General features: G+C 61.4%; 14 protein-coding genes and 1 tRNA gene. 12 read left to right on the top strand and 3 right to left on the bottom strand.

The window, feature by feature from the left end:
- Positions 1-178: 178 nt before the first annotated feature.
- Positions 179-1,273 carry a CobW family GTP-binding protein gene (locus NA8A_RS13060; RefSeq protein WP_009450781.1) on the bottom strand — a complete coding sequence of 365 codons (1,095 nt, stop codon included), beginning with the start codon at positions 1,271-1,273 and terminating at the stop codon, positions 179-181.
- Positions 1,274-1,292: 19 nt separating this feature from the next.
- Positions 1,293-2,408 (bottom strand): D-alanyl-D-alanine carboxypeptidase family protein, encoded by a 1,116-nt coding sequence (locus NA8A_RS13055; RefSeq protein ID WP_009450780.1) that lies wholly within the window; start codon positions 2,406-2,408, stop codon positions 1,293-1,295.
- A 450-nt stretch (positions 2,409-2,858) separates the two neighbouring features.
- Here NA8A_RS13055 and NA8A_RS13050 point away from each other — a divergent pair, with 450 nt between their 5' ends.
- The 8 genes from NA8A_RS13050 to NA8A_RS13015 all read left to right on the top strand — a co-directional run bounded on the left by NA8A_RS13050 (position 2,859) and on the right by NA8A_RS13015 (position 9,713).
- On the top strand, positions 2,859-4,022 hold the full coding sequence (locus NA8A_RS13050; protein ID WP_009450779.1) for a M20 aminoacylase family protein: 1,164 nt from the start codon (positions 2,859-2,861) through the stop codon (positions 4,020-4,022).
- Positions 4,023-4,092: 70 nt separating this feature from the next.
- A tRNA-Arg gene (locus NA8A_RS13045) sits at positions 4,093-4,169 on the top strand.
- A 155-nt stretch (positions 4,170-4,324) separates the two neighbouring features.
- Complete coding sequence (locus NA8A_RS13040; RefSeq protein WP_009450778.1) at positions 4,325-5,116, top strand: transporter substrate-binding domain-containing protein; 792 nt, start codon at positions 4,325-4,327, stop codon at positions 5,114-5,116.
- A gap of 57 nt (positions 5,117-5,173) precedes the next feature.
- The gene (locus NA8A_RS13035; RefSeq protein WP_009450777.1) at positions 5,174-5,887 is read left to right on the top strand and encodes an ABC transporter permease; all 714 of its coding nucleotides are present in this window, start codon (positions 5,174-5,176) and stop codon (positions 5,885-5,887) included.
- Entirely contained in the window at positions 5,884-6,603 is a 720-nt protein-coding gene (locus NA8A_RS13030) for an ABC transporter permease (protein WP_009450776.1), read from the top strand. The genes NA8A_RS13035 and NA8A_RS13030 overlap by 4 nt, the downstream gene beginning before the upstream one ends.
- A complete protein-coding gene (locus NA8A_RS13025; RefSeq protein WP_009450775.1) occupies positions 6,600-7,376 on the top strand; it encodes an ABC transporter ATP-binding protein in 777 nt (258 codons plus the stop codon). The genes NA8A_RS13030 and NA8A_RS13025 overlap by 4 nt, the downstream gene beginning before the upstream one ends.
- A 58-nt stretch (positions 7,377-7,434) precedes the next feature.
- Positions 7,435-8,703, top strand: a complete 1,269-nt coding sequence (locus tag NA8A_RS13020) for an NAD(P)/FAD-dependent oxidoreductase (protein WP_009450774.1) — start codon at positions 7,435-7,437, stop codon at positions 8,701-8,703.
- An 80-nt stretch (positions 8,704-8,783) separates the two neighbouring features.
- Positions 8,784-9,713, top strand: a complete 930-nt coding sequence (locus NA8A_RS13015) for a LysR family transcriptional regulator (protein WP_143087982.1) — start codon at positions 8,784-8,786, stop codon at positions 9,711-9,713.
- A 5-nt stretch (positions 9,714-9,718) separates the two neighbouring features.
- Here the strand turns inward: NA8A_RS13015 and NA8A_RS13010 are convergent, their stop codons facing one another.
- Positions 9,719-10,195 (bottom strand): MarR family winged helix-turn-helix transcriptional regulator, encoded by a 477-nt coding sequence (locus tag NA8A_RS13010; RefSeq protein ID WP_009450772.1) that lies wholly within the window; start codon positions 10,193-10,195, stop codon positions 9,719-9,721.
- 213 nt (positions 10,196-10,408) lie between these two features.
- Here NA8A_RS13010 and ectA point away from each other — a divergent pair, with 213 nt between their 5' ends.
- The 4 genes from ectA (at position 10,409) to thpD (ending at position 13,830) form a co-directional block, all read left to right on the top strand.
- Positions 10,409-11,026 carry a diaminobutyrate acetyltransferase gene (gene ectA / locus NA8A_RS13005; RefSeq protein ID WP_009450771.1) on the top strand — a complete coding sequence of 206 codons (618 nt, stop codon included), beginning with the start codon at positions 10,409-10,411 and terminating at the stop codon, positions 11,024-11,026.
- 27 nt (positions 11,027-11,053) lie between these two features.
- The gene (ectB, locus tag NA8A_RS13000; RefSeq protein ID WP_009450770.1) at positions 11,054-12,343 is read left to right on the top strand and encodes a diaminobutyrate--2-oxoglutarate transaminase; all 1,290 of its coding nucleotides are present in this window, start codon (positions 11,054-11,056) and stop codon (positions 12,341-12,343) included.
- Between the two features lie 5 nt (positions 12,344-12,348).
- Entirely contained in the window at positions 12,349-12,741 is a 393-nt protein-coding gene (locus tag NA8A_RS12995) for an ectoine synthase (protein WP_009450769.1), read from the top strand.
- Positions 12,742-12,897: 156 nt separating this feature from the next.
- Positions 12,898-13,830 (top strand): ectoine hydroxylase, encoded by a 933-nt coding sequence (gene thpD / locus NA8A_RS12990; RefSeq protein ID WP_009450768.1) that lies wholly within the window; start codon positions 12,898-12,900, stop codon positions 13,828-13,830.
- The last annotated feature ends 33 nt before the right edge of the window (positions 13,831-13,863 follow it).

The raw sequence follows: 13,863 nt of genomic DNA, 5'->3' as shown, positions 1-13,863 counted from the left end.
GGGCTGGCCGATTCAGCCGTTCTGCAATCGGGTAAAAACGCCCGAAATATGCACAAATGGGAAACCGGGCGCTCTACATTGGCTCACGGTTTCACCACGGAAACCCTGAACCGATCTACCTCTTTGTTTTTCCGCATTTATGCAGACGTCAGGTGATTCCACCTGACTGCAAAATGCTCTAGAAGCCAGTCGAATATCCGGCAATCGCCAGCGGGTTCTCCTGCAGCGCGGCCCGATCCGGCGTGTCGATGCGCGCCTGGCCTGTAAAGGCCGAGAAGATGCCGCGCACATATTCAGCGTCGAGGCTCGTTCCGATCACCACCAGCCGCACACCACGCGTCCCATCGGGCCAGCGCTCCAGATAGCGCGGCGCGCCGAGGATTTGCCGCACACCCTGCACGACAAGCGGCCGTTCCGGCGTTTCGGCAGTCTCCACAAGCCCTTTCAGACGCAGGATATGGTTTCCGCACTGGCTGCGCAGCAGATCGAGGAAGCCCTCCAGCACCGCCAGCGGCATTGGCGCTTCTCCACTGAGAAACACCGTATCGAACGGCGCACCGTGATGGTGACGGTGGACGTGATCGCAGCCGTCACCATGATGATGGGGGTGATCGTGGCAATGATCATGCTGCGACGCATGCGCGACCCTCGCCGCACGCCTGCCCGCATCAAGTGCACTGCAATCGATAAGCATCGTGGCTGAGGCCTTGCCCGCATCCACAAGCTCCGCACCCGGAGCAAATTCACCAAGCCTTGCCTCCAGCTGCGCCAGCGCCTCGGGCTGTGCCTGATCCGCTTTGGTGAGGACCAGGCGGTCGGCGACGGCCACCTGCCGCCGCGCTTCCTCATACTCGTCGAGCGTCCCGTCGCCGTGCAGCGTATCGACGACGGTCACGACACCATCAATGGAAAAGGCTTCCGCAAGCTGCGCATGGGCGGCAAGCGCCTGCAGAACCGGCACCGGGTCGGCGAGCCCCGTCGTTTCGATGACGACCCGCTTCAGGCGCGCGGCCCGCCCATCGGCAACGCGCGCGGCAAGATCGACGAGCGTATCCACCAGGGCTCCGCGAACCGTGCAGCACAGGCAGCCGTCCGAAAGCTCGATGACGCCGTCGGATGCCTCCTCGACCAGAAGATGATCGATGCCCACTTCGCCAAACTCGTTGACGATCACCGCCGTATCGGAAAGGGCCGGATCGCGTAGCAGGCGATTGATGAGCGTCGTCTTTCCGGCCCCAAGGAAACCGGTCACCAAGGTCAGTGGAATGCGCATCGCCCCATTCATGTCGGATCTAGCCGCCTTGCCCGGTGATCATCGCTGCACCGCCCGGATTATAGTCTGGACGCGGCGTGGGGATCGGCACATTGGCAAAACGCGGCGCCTTGGATTCAGGCCCGGTGGCTCCGCCAAGCGTAATGAGAACGGGGCGGGGGTCATGATCCATGGGGCGGATATAAGGCGAATTCACCATCAGCCGCCCTTCGTCATCGCGCTCCTCCACACGCTCGGCAACCGCTTCCTTCGAACAGATCTGCGGACGCAGGTCGATTGCGACATTGCGATTCTGACCGTAAGGGGTGAGGGAAGCGAGCGTCGGCGCACCGAAGCCAGGCGCCTTGAACCCCTGCGTCAGAAGTTCAGCGGCCTTCTCACCGCGCTTGACCTGCGAGGGCGCGCCCAGAACGATCGCCGCCAGCGTTCGCCCGTTTCGCGTGGCCGTCGAAGCGAGATTGAAACCGGACGAGCAGATGTAGCCTGTCTTCATGCCGTCCGCCCCCTGAAAGCGGCCGATCAGCCAATTGTAATTCGGCATGATCTTGTCGCCCGCCTGAATGGCCTCGAGCGAGAAATAATGCGCGTGCTCGGGAAACTCCGTGCGAATGGCGCGCACGAGCACTGCCAGATCATGCGCCGTGGTATATTGCTCGGTGGAATAAAGACCATGCGCATTGACGAAATGCGATCCCGTCATTCCGATCTGCCGCGCGGTCTGGTTCATGCGCGCGGCAAAAGCCCGCTCCGAGCCGGCGATGCTTTCGCCGATGGATGTGGCGATATCGTTCGCCGATTTCACCATGATGATCTTGAGCGCATTGTCGAGCGTGAGCACGGAGCCCACCGGATAACCCATCTTGCTCGGCGGCTCCTTGGCGGCATTTGCAGAAATCCGCACAGGCGAATCGAAGCGCATCTCGCCTGCCTTGACGGTCCGAAAAGCCACATAGGCCGTCATGAGCTTGGTCAGCGAAGCCGGATACCAGCGCTGAAACGCATTTTCATGCGACAACACCTTTCCGGACCCCACATCGATGACGATCGACGCTCCCGCCTTTGCCGGCAATATGGCCGTCACCAGGCCGAGGAACAGGACCGCAAGAAACGCAGCACTGCATTTCATCGAAGACATGAGCTCATCCAAATATCGTTGCCGCCCGAAGCATCGGGCAAATTGTTTCCGTCGGGACATCCCGCTGGGGATACCCAGGTGCCACGCAAGAACACCCGCCCCGAAATCGAAGCCCTGAAAACCCCGCTTAGGGCTCTCTCACCTTGCCGGCTGGCCGCCATTTAACGCATAACGGCACCGATTGGCAAAGCCCGCCAGGGGCTCCCCGCACACCGACTAAACATATAGGCGGCCAAGGCAACGAGCACCCTTGCGGTTTAAGCGGGTTCCCTGCAATGATGCATACACCCTTCACAGGGACTTTGCATCGGAAACTCCGACAGACACCGCCGCAGCGCCGCCAACGGCCGCCTGGACCGTGCTGGTTTTCCCGAAGCGGGTGCCAGCGAAGGCCACAGTCACCCGGCCTTTATCCATCCAAACCGGGCAAAATTTTGAAGGAAGCCACTTATGCCTATCCTGAACCGCGCCGCCGAACTCCAGGAAGAAATCACCGCCTGGCGGCGTGATCTGCACCGCAATCCGGAACTGCAGTTCGACGTGCACCGCACGGCCGGTTTCGTCGAGCAGAAACTGCGGGAATTCGGCTGCGACGAGGTCGTGACGGGCATTGGCCGCACCGGCGTGGTCGGCGTGATTCGCGGAACGCTCGGCAATGGCCCGGCGATTGGCCTGCGTGCCGATATGGATGCGCTTCCTCTCAACGAGGTGAGCGGCAAGCCCTGGGCTTCGACAGTGCCGGGCAGGATGCATGCCTGCGGCCATGACGGCCACACGGCCATGCTCCTGGGCGCGGCGAAATATCTGGCTGAGACACGCAATTTCAGGGGATCGGTGGCCCTCATCTTCCAGCCCGCGGAAGAAGGCGGCGGCGGCGGCAACGAGATGGTCAAGGACGGCATGATGGAGCGCTTCGGGATCGAGCGCGTCTTCGGCATGCACAACATGCCGGGTATTCCCGTTGGCCAGTTTGCCATCTGCCCCGGCCCGATCATGGCCGCGACGGCCGAATTCGACATCGTGGTGAAGGGCCGCAGCGGCCACGCGGCCATGCCGCATATGGTGGTCGATCCCATCGTTGCGGCCAGCCAGATCGTGCTCGGCCTTCAATCCATCGCCTCGCGCAATGTGCATCCCCTCGATTCCGTGGTCGTCTCCGTCACCAAGTTCAACGCCGGCGACGCCTACAACGTCATCCCCGACCAGGTGGCCCTTGCCGGCACGGTCCGTTCCCTGCGCAAGGAAGTGGCCGCCGAAGCGGAAAAGCGCATGCGCGTGATCTGCGAGGGCGTGGCCGCAGCCCACGGCGCTACGGTGGAAGTACATTACGACCCCAACTATCCCGTAACTTTCAACCGGCCGGAGGAAGCAGCCTTTGCCGGAGCGGTAGCGGGCGAGGTCGCAGGCGACAAGAATGTGGATGCTAATGTGACCCCGACCATGGGTGGCGAGGATTTCTCCTACATGCTGGAAGCACGCCCTGGCGCGCTGATCTTCCTTGGCAACGGCGATACGCCTGCCCTCCACAACACGGGCTATGATTTCAGCGACGAGGCCATTCCCTACGGCGTGAGCTACTGGGTCCGGCTCGCCGAAACGGCCCTTGCCGCCTGACGAAGCGCCGGGAAGGCCATGGATTTCGCCTTGGCGAAACGGCCTCGTGACGCTATGAGAAGAGCCAAGCGGTCCCGTAGCTCAGCAGGATAGAGCATCAGATTCCTAATCTGAGGGTCACAGGTTCGAATCCTGTCGGGATCGCCATTTCTCAAACGTGCGATTTGATGCCGCGGCAAATGGCTTTCGCATCTCAAGATGCATTCACCAGAATTATATATCCAATCCGATATATAAATGAGGCGACTTGGCGCCTCCCGCGTAAGCTTATGCCATCTACAAACGGATTTGCGGGAGGACGAATGTCGTTGAAGATGATTGCCGCCATTGCGGCCCTTGCAGCCGCCGGGATTGCCACAGCCATTCCAGCGCACGCTGAAGAGCCCCTGAAACTGCGCATAGCAACCGAAGGCGCCTATCCGCCCTTCAACGGTGTGGACGCGTCCGGAAAACTGTTCGGTTTCGATGTCGAAATCGCGGAAGCCATCTGCGCCCACCTCAAGGCCGAATGCTCGATGGTGGCACAGGATTGGGACGGGATCATCCCCGGTCTTCTCGCCAGCAAATACGATGTCATCGTCGCCTCCATGTTCATCACCGAAGCCCGCAAGGAGAAGGTCGCCTTCACCAAGCCCTACTACCGCTCGGCGATGACCTATGTAATGCCAAAGGGCAGCGATGCATCCATTATCGACAAGCCCGATCTCGACGGAAAGACGCTTGGCGTCCAGGCGGGCGCCACCCAGTCGCAATATGCCGAGGCTGTCCACGGTACGGCCGATATCCGGCAGTACCGCACCCAGGATGAAGTCAATCTCGACCTCGTCAACGGCCGTCTCGATATCCAGGTGGGCGATCTCATACCTATGCTCGAATGGACCGAAAAGACGGATGACGGTGCCTGCTGCGAACTGGTCGGCAAGCCCATCACGGACCCGCAATATGTCGGCGAAGGCGTCGGCATGGCGGTGCGCAAGGAAGATACCGAGCTTCTTGCCCGCCTCAATGGCGCGCTTGATGCCATCGTCGCCGATGGCACCTACAAGAAGATCAACGACAAATACTTCTCCCTGGACATCTACACTCTCAAATGATGCCCGGAGCCTCCGGGCCGCGGCTGCCGCGAGCCCGGAGACCAGGAGACCCCTTCCATGGATATTTCCATTCTCGCCCCGTCCGCCACGGGTTGGGGAGACGAACTGTTGTCCGGCCTCTGGATAACGGTTTCGCTCGCCCTCACGACATTGCCCTTCGGCCTCGTGCTTGGCCTCTGCTTTGCAAGCCTGGCGCTGTCGCCTTCGCGCATGGCGCGCGGACTGGCTGCGGCATATGTGACCGTCTTTCGCGGCCTGCCCGAACTGCTGACATTGTTCATCCTATACAATGGGCTCGGCATGTTCCTCAACACGGTGTTGAGCGCCCTTGCCCATGACCATGTGGCCGTCGATCTGTCACCGTTCCTCACTGGCGCGGTTGCCCTGGCCCTTGTCTTCGGCGCTTATGCGGCCGAGGTTTTTCGCGGTGCCTTCATGGCCTTGCCACCCGGCCAGATCGAAGCCGCATTCGCCATCGGCATGTCCGACTGGCAGGTGTTTCATCGCATCAAGTTTCCGCAGCTCATGCGGCTTGCTCTGCCCGGGCTCGGCAATCTCTGGATCAACCTGATCAAGGACACGGCCCTTGTCTCGGTGATCGCCCTGAACGACGTGATGCGCCAGGGCTTCGTGGCTTCCAACGTCTCCAAACAGCCCTTCCTGATCTATGGCGCGGTCTGCGTGCTCTACTGGGGCCTCTGCATACTTTCCGAAACCGTTCTCGGCTGGCTCGAACATCGCAGCAATCGCGGCGTGAGGTTCGTGAAATGACCTTCACCCTCGAAAACTGGCCTTTACTTCTGAAAGGCGCGGGCCTCACCCTGCAACTGGCAATCGGCGCCTTCTTCATCGGCGCGCTGCTGGCACTGCCGCTCGCGCTTCTGCGCATCTATGGCAACAAGCTCGCCAGCGGTATCGTCCGCGTGCTGATTTCGTTTCTGCGCGGAACGCCGATGCTGGCGCAGCTCTTCCTCGTTTACTACGGCGCCGGCCAGTTTCGTCCGCAGCTTCAGGCGCTCGGGCTGTGGACCTTTCTGCGCGAACCCTATTTCTGCGCGCTGCTGACCTTCACGCTCAACACAGCCGCCTATCAGGCCGAAATCCTGCGCGGGGGCATTCGCGCCGTACCGGCAGGCGAGGTCGAGGCCGCCAAGGCCATCTCCATGTCCTTCGGCCTGCAATTACGGCGGATCATCTGCCCTCATGCCTATCGCATCGCGATGCCCGCGCTCGGCAATGAATTGATCCTCATGATCAAGGGATCGGCCATAGCCTCCGTGGTGACGCTGCTCGACCTGATGGGACAGGCGCGCCTCATTTTCGCGCGCACCTTCGACTTCGGCATCTATCTTCAGGCCGCCATTCTCTACCTCGTCATTTCCTTCGCGGTCGTGCGCCTGTGGCGCCTTCTCGAATGGTGGAGCGCGCCTCAGTTCAGGCGCCCCGTTCCGACCTCTAATCCCGTCACCACCGGAGGCCAGCCATGACGCTATCCCTCTCCCCCCGGAATGAGGACCGGCCTGTCCTCGTAGCACGCAACATCGCCAAGACCTTCGGCTCCGTAGAGGTTTTGAAAGACGTTTCCCTGAGCGCCAGCCAGGGCGATGTGATCGCGATCCTCGGTTCGAGCGGCTCGGGCAAGAGCACGTTCCTGCGCTGTATCAACATGCTCGAAATCCCCGACCGCGGGCATCTGGAAGTCCACGATCAGGTTGTCGACATCCGCGACGGACGCGTCGACCCCCGCCAGATGAAAACGGTGCGCCGGCACCTCGGCATGGTGTTCCAGCAGTTCAATCTGTGGTCACACATGACCGTTCTGCAGAACGTCATGGAAGGCCCGTTGCGGGTTCTGGGGCAAGAGCGGGCAACCGTGCGCGATCGCGCCGAAGCGCTCCTTGCCCGCGTGGGGCTGGAAGGCCGTTTCGATCATTATCCCGCCCAGCTTTCAGGTGGCCAGCAACAACGGACCGCCATCGCCCGCGCCCTGGCCATGGAACCGGACGTGATGCTTTTCGACGAGCCTACCTCCGCCCTCGACCCGGAACTGGTCGGTGAAGTTCTCGCGCTCATTCGGCAGCTTGCGGAGGAAGGGCGCACGATGATCGTGGTCACCCATGAAATGGGATTTGCCCGTGATGTCTCGAACCGCACCGTCTTCATGCATCACGGCCGGGTCGAGGAGGAGGGCGCGTCGTCCGATCTGTTCCACGAGCAAAAGTCGGAGCGCTTCCGCGCTTTCCTGGCTCGTACGAAATAAAGCCGCCCCGCATCGATCCGGGTGCGGAACGGCGCCGCCAACATGCGAAGAGAATGAAATGACCACTGAAACGCTCGTCCTTGGAGCCGGCATTGTCGGCGTCTGCGTTGCCTTGCATCTGCGCGAGCGCGGCCAGTCCGTCGCGCTGATCGATCGCAACGAACCCGGCGAGGAAGCGAGCTATGGGAATGCGGGATTGATCGAGCGGGCGAGCGTCATCCCCTACGCCATTCCGCGCCACCTTCCCACATTGCTTGCCTATGCATCCAACCGCTCGGCGGCCGTGCGCTATGCCCCCTGGCACCTGCCACGCGTGGCCGGCTGGGTGCTGCGCTACTGGCATGCCTCCCGCCATGACCGGCTGATGCGCAGCGCCCATGAAATCCTACCTCTCATCGAGGCGTGTCTCGGCGAACATGACCGGCTTATCGCTGAGGCCGGCCTTGAGCACCTCATCCGCAGGAATGGCTGGATCGAGGTATTTCGCTCCATAGCCGCGCAGGAAGCGGCCGAAGCCCGAGCATCCGCGCTCGCCGAATTCGATCTTTCCTGGAAGGTGCTCGACCGCACAGCGCTTTCAGCTGCCGAACCTGCTCTGACAGAACGAGCCGTAGGCGCGATCCACTGGACCGACCCCTATACTGTCAGCGATCCGGGCGCCCTTACGAAGGGCTATGCCGATCTCTTTGAAAAAAAGGGGGGGTCGTTTCTGCGCGGCGCCATCGCCGGCATCCGCAAGACACGGACGGGATGGCAGGTAAGCACGGATAGCGGGATCCACGAAGCCGCTCGTCTGGTAATCGCCCTCGGGCCCCATTCCGTTCGTTTGCTCGAACCCTTGGGATACCGCGTCCCGCTCGGCATCAAGCGTGGGTATCACATGCATTTTCGCCCTGAAGGAAATGCCGGCCTCTCCCATGCGATCCTCGATGAGGAAGTGGGATATGTATTGGCGCCGATGGAACAGGGCATCCGCCTTACGACCGGCGTCGAGCTCGACGCACCGGATGCCCCGCCCAACAGAATCCAGCTCCAGCGCGTGGAACGCAGGGCGCGAGAGCTTTTCCCCCTCGGCCAGCCCGTGGAAGACACCCCATGGCTCGGATTGCGCTCGGCCATGCCGGACATGAAACCGGTTATCGGCCGGGCGCCTTTGCATGAGGGGCTGTGGGTGGCGTTCGGCCATGCGCATCACGGCCTGACCCTTGGGCCGGTCACGGGACGGCTTCTGGCAGAGATGATGACGGGAGAAGCCCCTTTTGCCGATCCCGCGCCGTTCGCCATGGAGCGCTTCGGCAAGACCCCGCAACTGAACACCGTGCGTTGACGTTTTGCCGACAAGCGTCTTTCAGTAGGACGTCAGCCGGCACCTTGGAACCGGCCGATGCCAACGAAAGAGGCTTCTTCATGCGCAATGAGCGGTTTTTGCGGGAATTTGACTGGAACCTGATCTTCATTTTCCAGGTCATTCTCGAGGCCGGCGGTATAACCGCTGCCTCGCAACGTCTTCTGCGCACGCAGCCCAGTGTTTCCAACGCGCTCAACCGGCTCGAAACCTCGCTCGGCCATCGCCTGATCCATCGCACACGCGGTACGTTCGAACTGACCGACTATGGCAGGCTATTTCATGAAGAAGCGCTCAGGGTGTTGCGCGGGGTCGAACGCATTTCGGATCTCGCCGGCGATGCCTCGCGGCTCAACGGCATGGTGCGCATCCAGATCGCCAATCATCTCGATTGCCCCGTGCTGAACAACGCATTGGAAGTCTTTCATGAGCGCCAGCCGCAGGTGAAGCTGGAGATCGAATCCGCCCCCTCCGGTATCATCATCGACAATGTGCGCCATGGCAGGGCCACCATTGGCTTCTGCATCCTCAACAAGCCGCAATCGGGCCTGTCCTGCCACCATCTCAGCAGCGGCAATATGGGGTTCTATTGCGGCAGGCGTCACCCCTTGTTTGGCCGTGAGAATCTGACGCTCGATGATCTCGACGAGCACAACTACATCTCATACGAAAGCGACCATCTGGAAGCCGGCCTGGATGCGGTCGCCCGCATTGGCCTCGGCAACCGCTTCCGCGACAATCGCATCGCCAGCTCCGCAAGCGACGAGGAGGTGTTGCGCCTGATCGAAGCCGGCATTGGATTCGGCCCGCTCAACGTTTCAATGGGCACGCTTTATGTGAATGCTGGCCGCCTGTGGCCCCTGCCGCCCTATGAGCACTTGCCGGTCGTGAACAACTACCTGATCACAAGCCCACACAACCGCTTGACCCTGGAAGAAATCAGCTTCGTCGAGGTGGTCGAGGCCACACTGGAAACAGCGCTTGAGGATTGACGGACCTACTTCCGGTCCACTGCCCCCACATCCAGCAGCGGCGCGGCATCGAGCGCACCGGCATTGAGCATCGCCCCTACCCGCTCGAGCGCGGCCACGATCATCGCCTGCTCCCAGTCCGGCAGTTTCTCGAACTGCGCCGAGAAGGTTTTCTGAAGCGGGTCCGGCGCGGTTTTCAAGAGCTCACGCCCCTCTTCGGTCGGCGCGACCCACACCACCCGCTTGTCGAGGTCACTGCGCGTGCGTGTCACCAGACCTCGCGCCTCCAGTTTGTCTACCAGCGCTGTCGCGGTTGCCTGGCCGACGCCTGCCTTGCCTGAAATATCCTTCGGGGTAGCGCGTCCCGCCGCCGCCACGATTTCCAGAACGATGAGCTGCGGGGTCGTGAGCCCTGTCGCGCGCGCCAGTGTGCGCGCGTTCAACTCTGTCGCCCGCAAGATACGCCGCAACGCGATCAGGCTCGTCTGAGTGCGGTCTTCCATCCCGCCGATCTCCGCTTCGTGACAAAGGCAGCAAACCAAGCCGCCTAATCCTCCAGCCATATCAGAGGATAGATATTTTGATTAGCGAATAAAATGGCATAACAACTCCATTGTAATTCAATGGCTTATGAGAGATTTGGAACCGCATAGCCCTTTAGAGGTTGAAATATCATTCGATCATCATAATATTCGACGCGCTAATCGAGGAGACCAATGGCCACCAATGACATAAAGCTCGCGCGCGAGCAGACGCATGATTTCGTCCTGCGTCCGCCGAGCGCGCAAGACGGCGCACAGGTGTGGCGCCTGATCGGCGCATGCAAACCGCTCGACGAAAACTCCCTCTACTGCAATCTGCTTCAGTGCGATCATTTCAGCGACACCTGCGTCGCGGCGGAACGCACTGAAGATGGTGCTTTGATCGGTTGGATTTCCGCCTATCTCGTGCCCGATGAGCCGGACACCCTCTTCGTCTGGCAGGTTGCCGTCCATCGCGACGCTCAGGGCACGGGCCTTGGCAAGAAGCTTCTCGCCGAACTTCTGGAGCGCGATGCCTGCGCGAATGTCGCGCGCCTGAAGACGACGATCACAGCCGACAACAAGGCGAGCTGGGGACTGTTTTCCTCGTTCGCGCGCTCACGCGGCGGTGCGCTGTCTCACGAGCCCCATTTCCGCAGCGATGCGCATTTCGATGGCAAGCACGAGACAGAGCACATGGTTACCATCGATTTCGCCGATACGGCACAAGCGGAGACGGGCGATGCCTGGCGCGCTTCGCGCGAGACGGCACGCCCAGCGGCGGCAGCCACGCCTGACACGACCCGAACCTGAAGACCGCAACAACCTGAAGGAAGAACCATGACGACCGTTACGACGGACGACAAACAGATTTTTGCACGACGCGAGTCCGAAGCGCGCAGCTATTGCCGCAGCTTCCCGACCGTCTTCACCAAGGCCGAAGGTGCAACGCTCACCGATGCGTCAGGCAAGGAATATATCGACTTTCTCGCCGGCTGCTCGACGCTCAATTACGGCCACAACGATCCTGACATGAAGGCCGCGCTGATGGAGCACATTTCCCGTGATGGCATCACCCACGGGCTCGACCTGCACACGGATGCGAAGGCTGGCTTCCTGGAAGCCTTCGAGCGCCTGATCCTGCGTCCGCGGGGCATGGATCATCGTGTGCTGTTCACCGGTCCGACCGGAGCCAACGCCGTCGAGGCTGCCCTTAAGATCGCCCGCAAGGTCACGGGCCGCCAGAAGGTCATCGCCTTCACCAACGGCTTTCACGGCGTGACGCTCGGTGCGCTCGCTGCCACCGGCAATGGCTATCATCGCGGCGGTGCCGGCGTCCCGCTCGATCACGTGACGCACGTGCCCTACCATAACTCCATGGGCGGCGACATCGACACCGCCGACCTTCTGAACCGTATGCTTGCCGAGCCGTCCAGCGGCGTGGAGAAGCCAGCGGCCATTATCCTGGAAACGGTGCAGGGCGAAGGCGGCCTGAACGCGGCTTCCCGCGAATGGGTCCGCCGCGTGGCCGAGATCGCCCGCGCGCACGGAGCCCTGCTCATCATCGATGATATCCAGGCCGGTTGCGGCCGCACCGGCGGCTTCTTCTCCTTCGAGGAGATGGGGATCACGCCCGACCTGATCACCATGGCCAAATCGCTTTCCGGCTTCGGCCTTCCTTTCGCGACGGTTCTGGTCAAGCCGGAATACGACCAGTTTGGCCCGGCCGAGCACAACGGCACCTTCCGCGGCAACAACCACGCCTTCGTCACGGCGCGCGTGGCACTGGAAAAATTCTGGGCCGACGATGCGTTTCGCAGCGAGGTCGCAGAGCGCAGCGCCTATCTGGAAAAGCGCCTGAACAAGATCGCCGCGCTCCTGCCCGGCAGCAGGGTCAAGGGTCGCGGCATGATGATGGGCGTTGATGTCGGCTCGGGCGAAACAGCTTCGGAGATTTGCAAGCGCGCGTTTCGCGACGGGCTGATCATCGAAACCTCGGGCGCCCATGACGAGGTGGTCAAGGTTCTCTGCCCGCTGACCATCGAGCAGCAGACCTTTGCCCGTGGCCTCGACATTCTGGAAGCAGCCGTGGCCGAGCTGAATCAGAGCGGAAAGATCGCAGCGGAGTAGGAAACATGATCGTACGAGACCTGAACGACGCCAAAAACACCGAGCGCCACGTCTTTTCCGAAGGCTGGGACAGCGTGCGCCTGTTGCTGAAATCCGATGATATGGGTTTTTCGTTCCATATCACCACCATCCATGCCGGTGCCGAGCTGCACATGCACTACAAGAACCATCTGGAGTGCGTCTATTGCGTCGATGGCACCGGCTCCATCGAGGATTGCGCCACCGGCGAAGTCCATGAAATCAGGCCCGGCATCATGTATGCGCTCGATAAGCACGACAAGCACATCCTGCGCTCCGATGCCGGCAAACCCATGATCATGGCCTGCACCTTCAACCCGCCCGTTACCGGCAATGAAGTGCACCGCGCCGATGGCTCTTATGCGCTCGAGGATGCCTAGAGCATCCAGCAGTCAGGTGAAGTCACCTGACCTCCGCATCAATGAATGCGGAAAACAGAGATCGGAACAACAGCGATAAAGCGATGAGCCGATCCAATGCATCCCGGCGCGGGTCTCCGGACCCGGCCTTTACCCTTAGAACAAGGAGAACGAACCATGACAGCGATGTCAAAGGAGCGTGACCGAAGTCAGGATCCCTATCCAAGCAGGCTGCCGGAAGAACGCTGGTTGCCGCGCCAGGACAAGGCCGTATGGAGCCAATGGCGCCCCGATGCGCCCCTGACCGCGCAGCAGGCAGATCAGTTCGACCGTGACGGCTTCCTCATCCTCAAGGATGTCTTTTCCGAGGAAGAAGTTGAGGCGCTCAAGGCAGAATCGTCCTCCCTGCGCGGCGGCGAACGCGATCTGATGGAAGGAAGCGTCGTCACCGAGCCGGGTTCCGATGAAGTCCGCACCATCTTCAAGCTGCCGGAACAGAGTTCGCTGTTCAATCGCCTCGCGCGCGACCGCCGCGTCGCCGGCATTGCCAGCTTCCTGCTCGGAGACGACGTCTACGTCCACCAGTCCCGCCTGAACTACAAGCCGGGCTTCACCGGCAAGGAGTTTTACTGGCATTCGGATTTCGAGACCTGGCACGCGGAAGACGGCATGCCGCGTATGCGTGCAGTCTCTGCATCCTTGCTCCTGACCGACAACGACGCCCTCAACGGCCCGTTGATGCTGATGCCGGGCTCCCACAAGCATTTCATCGCCTGTGCGGGCGAAACGCCCGACGACAACCACAAATCCTCGCTCAAGAAGCAGGAAGTGGGCGTCCCTTCCCATGAGGCGTTGACGAAGCTAGCGGCCACGCACGGCATCACGCCGGCAACCGGCAAGGCCGGCACGCTGGTCTTTTTCGATTGCAACACGATGCACGGCTCGAACGGCAACATCACACCATTTGCACGTTCGAATGCGTTCTTTGTGTTCAACGCCCTGTCCAACCGGCTGGAAGCTCCCTTCGGCGCGCGCAAGGCACGGCCCGATTTCCTTGCCGATCGCAGCGAACCGAAAGCGATAGAGATCGCCACCGGCGAGCTTGCCTGAGACGGCGTTACACCGGCTGGCCGCGCCTGCGCG

This window comes from Nitratireductor indicus C115 (genome assembly GCF_000300515.1).
GTDB lineage: Bacteria > Pseudomonadota > Alphaproteobacteria > Rhizobiales > Rhizobiaceae > Nitratireductor > Nitratireductor indicus.
This window is presented reverse-complemented; position numbering and strand designations above follow the sequence as displayed.

Coding starts and splice junctions, on each gene's coding strand:
- NA8A_RS13060 (WP_009450781.1), bottom strand. CDS start 1,273: ATGCGCATTCCACTGACCTTGGTGACCGGTTTCCTTGGGGCCGGAAAG.
- NA8A_RS13055 (WP_009450780.1), bottom strand. CDS start 2,408: ATGTCTTCGATGAAATGCAGTGCTGCGTTTCTTGCGGTCCTGTTCCTC.
- NA8A_RS13050 (WP_009450779.1), top strand. CDS start 2,859: ATGCCTATCCTGAACCGCGCCGCCGAACTCCAGGAAGAAATCACCGCC.
- NA8A_RS13040 (WP_009450778.1), top strand. CDS start 4,325: ATGTCGTTGAAGATGATTGCCGCCATTGCGGCCCTTGCAGCCGCCGGG.
- NA8A_RS13035 (WP_009450777.1), top strand. CDS start 5,174: ATGGATATTTCCATTCTCGCCCCGTCCGCCACGGGTTGGGGAGACGAA.
- NA8A_RS13030 (WP_009450776.1), top strand. CDS start 5,884: ATGACCTTCACCCTCGAAAACTGGCCTTTACTTCTGAAAGGCGCGGGC.
- NA8A_RS13025 (WP_009450775.1), top strand. CDS start 6,600: ATGACGCTATCCCTCTCCCCCCGGAATGAGGACCGGCCTGTCCTCGTA.
- NA8A_RS13020 (WP_009450774.1), top strand. CDS start 7,435: ATGACCACTGAAACGCTCGTCCTTGGAGCCGGCATTGTCGGCGTCTGC.
- NA8A_RS13015 (WP_143087982.1), top strand. CDS start 8,784: ATGCGCAATGAGCGGTTTTTGCGGGAATTTGACTGGAACCTGATCTTC.
- NA8A_RS13010 (WP_009450772.1), bottom strand. CDS start 10,195: ATGGAAGACCGCACTCAGACGAGCCTGATCGCGTTGCGGCGTATCTTG.
- ectA (WP_009450771.1), top strand. CDS start 10,409: ATGGCCACCAATGACATAAAGCTCGCGCGCGAGCAGACGCATGATTTC.
- ectB (WP_009450770.1), top strand. CDS start 11,054: ATGACGACCGTTACGACGGACGACAAACAGATTTTTGCACGACGCGAG.
- NA8A_RS12995 (WP_009450769.1), top strand. CDS start 12,349: ATGATCGTACGAGACCTGAACGACGCCAAAAACACCGAGCGCCACGTC.
- thpD (WP_009450768.1), top strand. CDS start 12,898: ATGACAGCGATGTCAAAGGAGCGTGACCGAAGTCAGGATCCCTATCCA.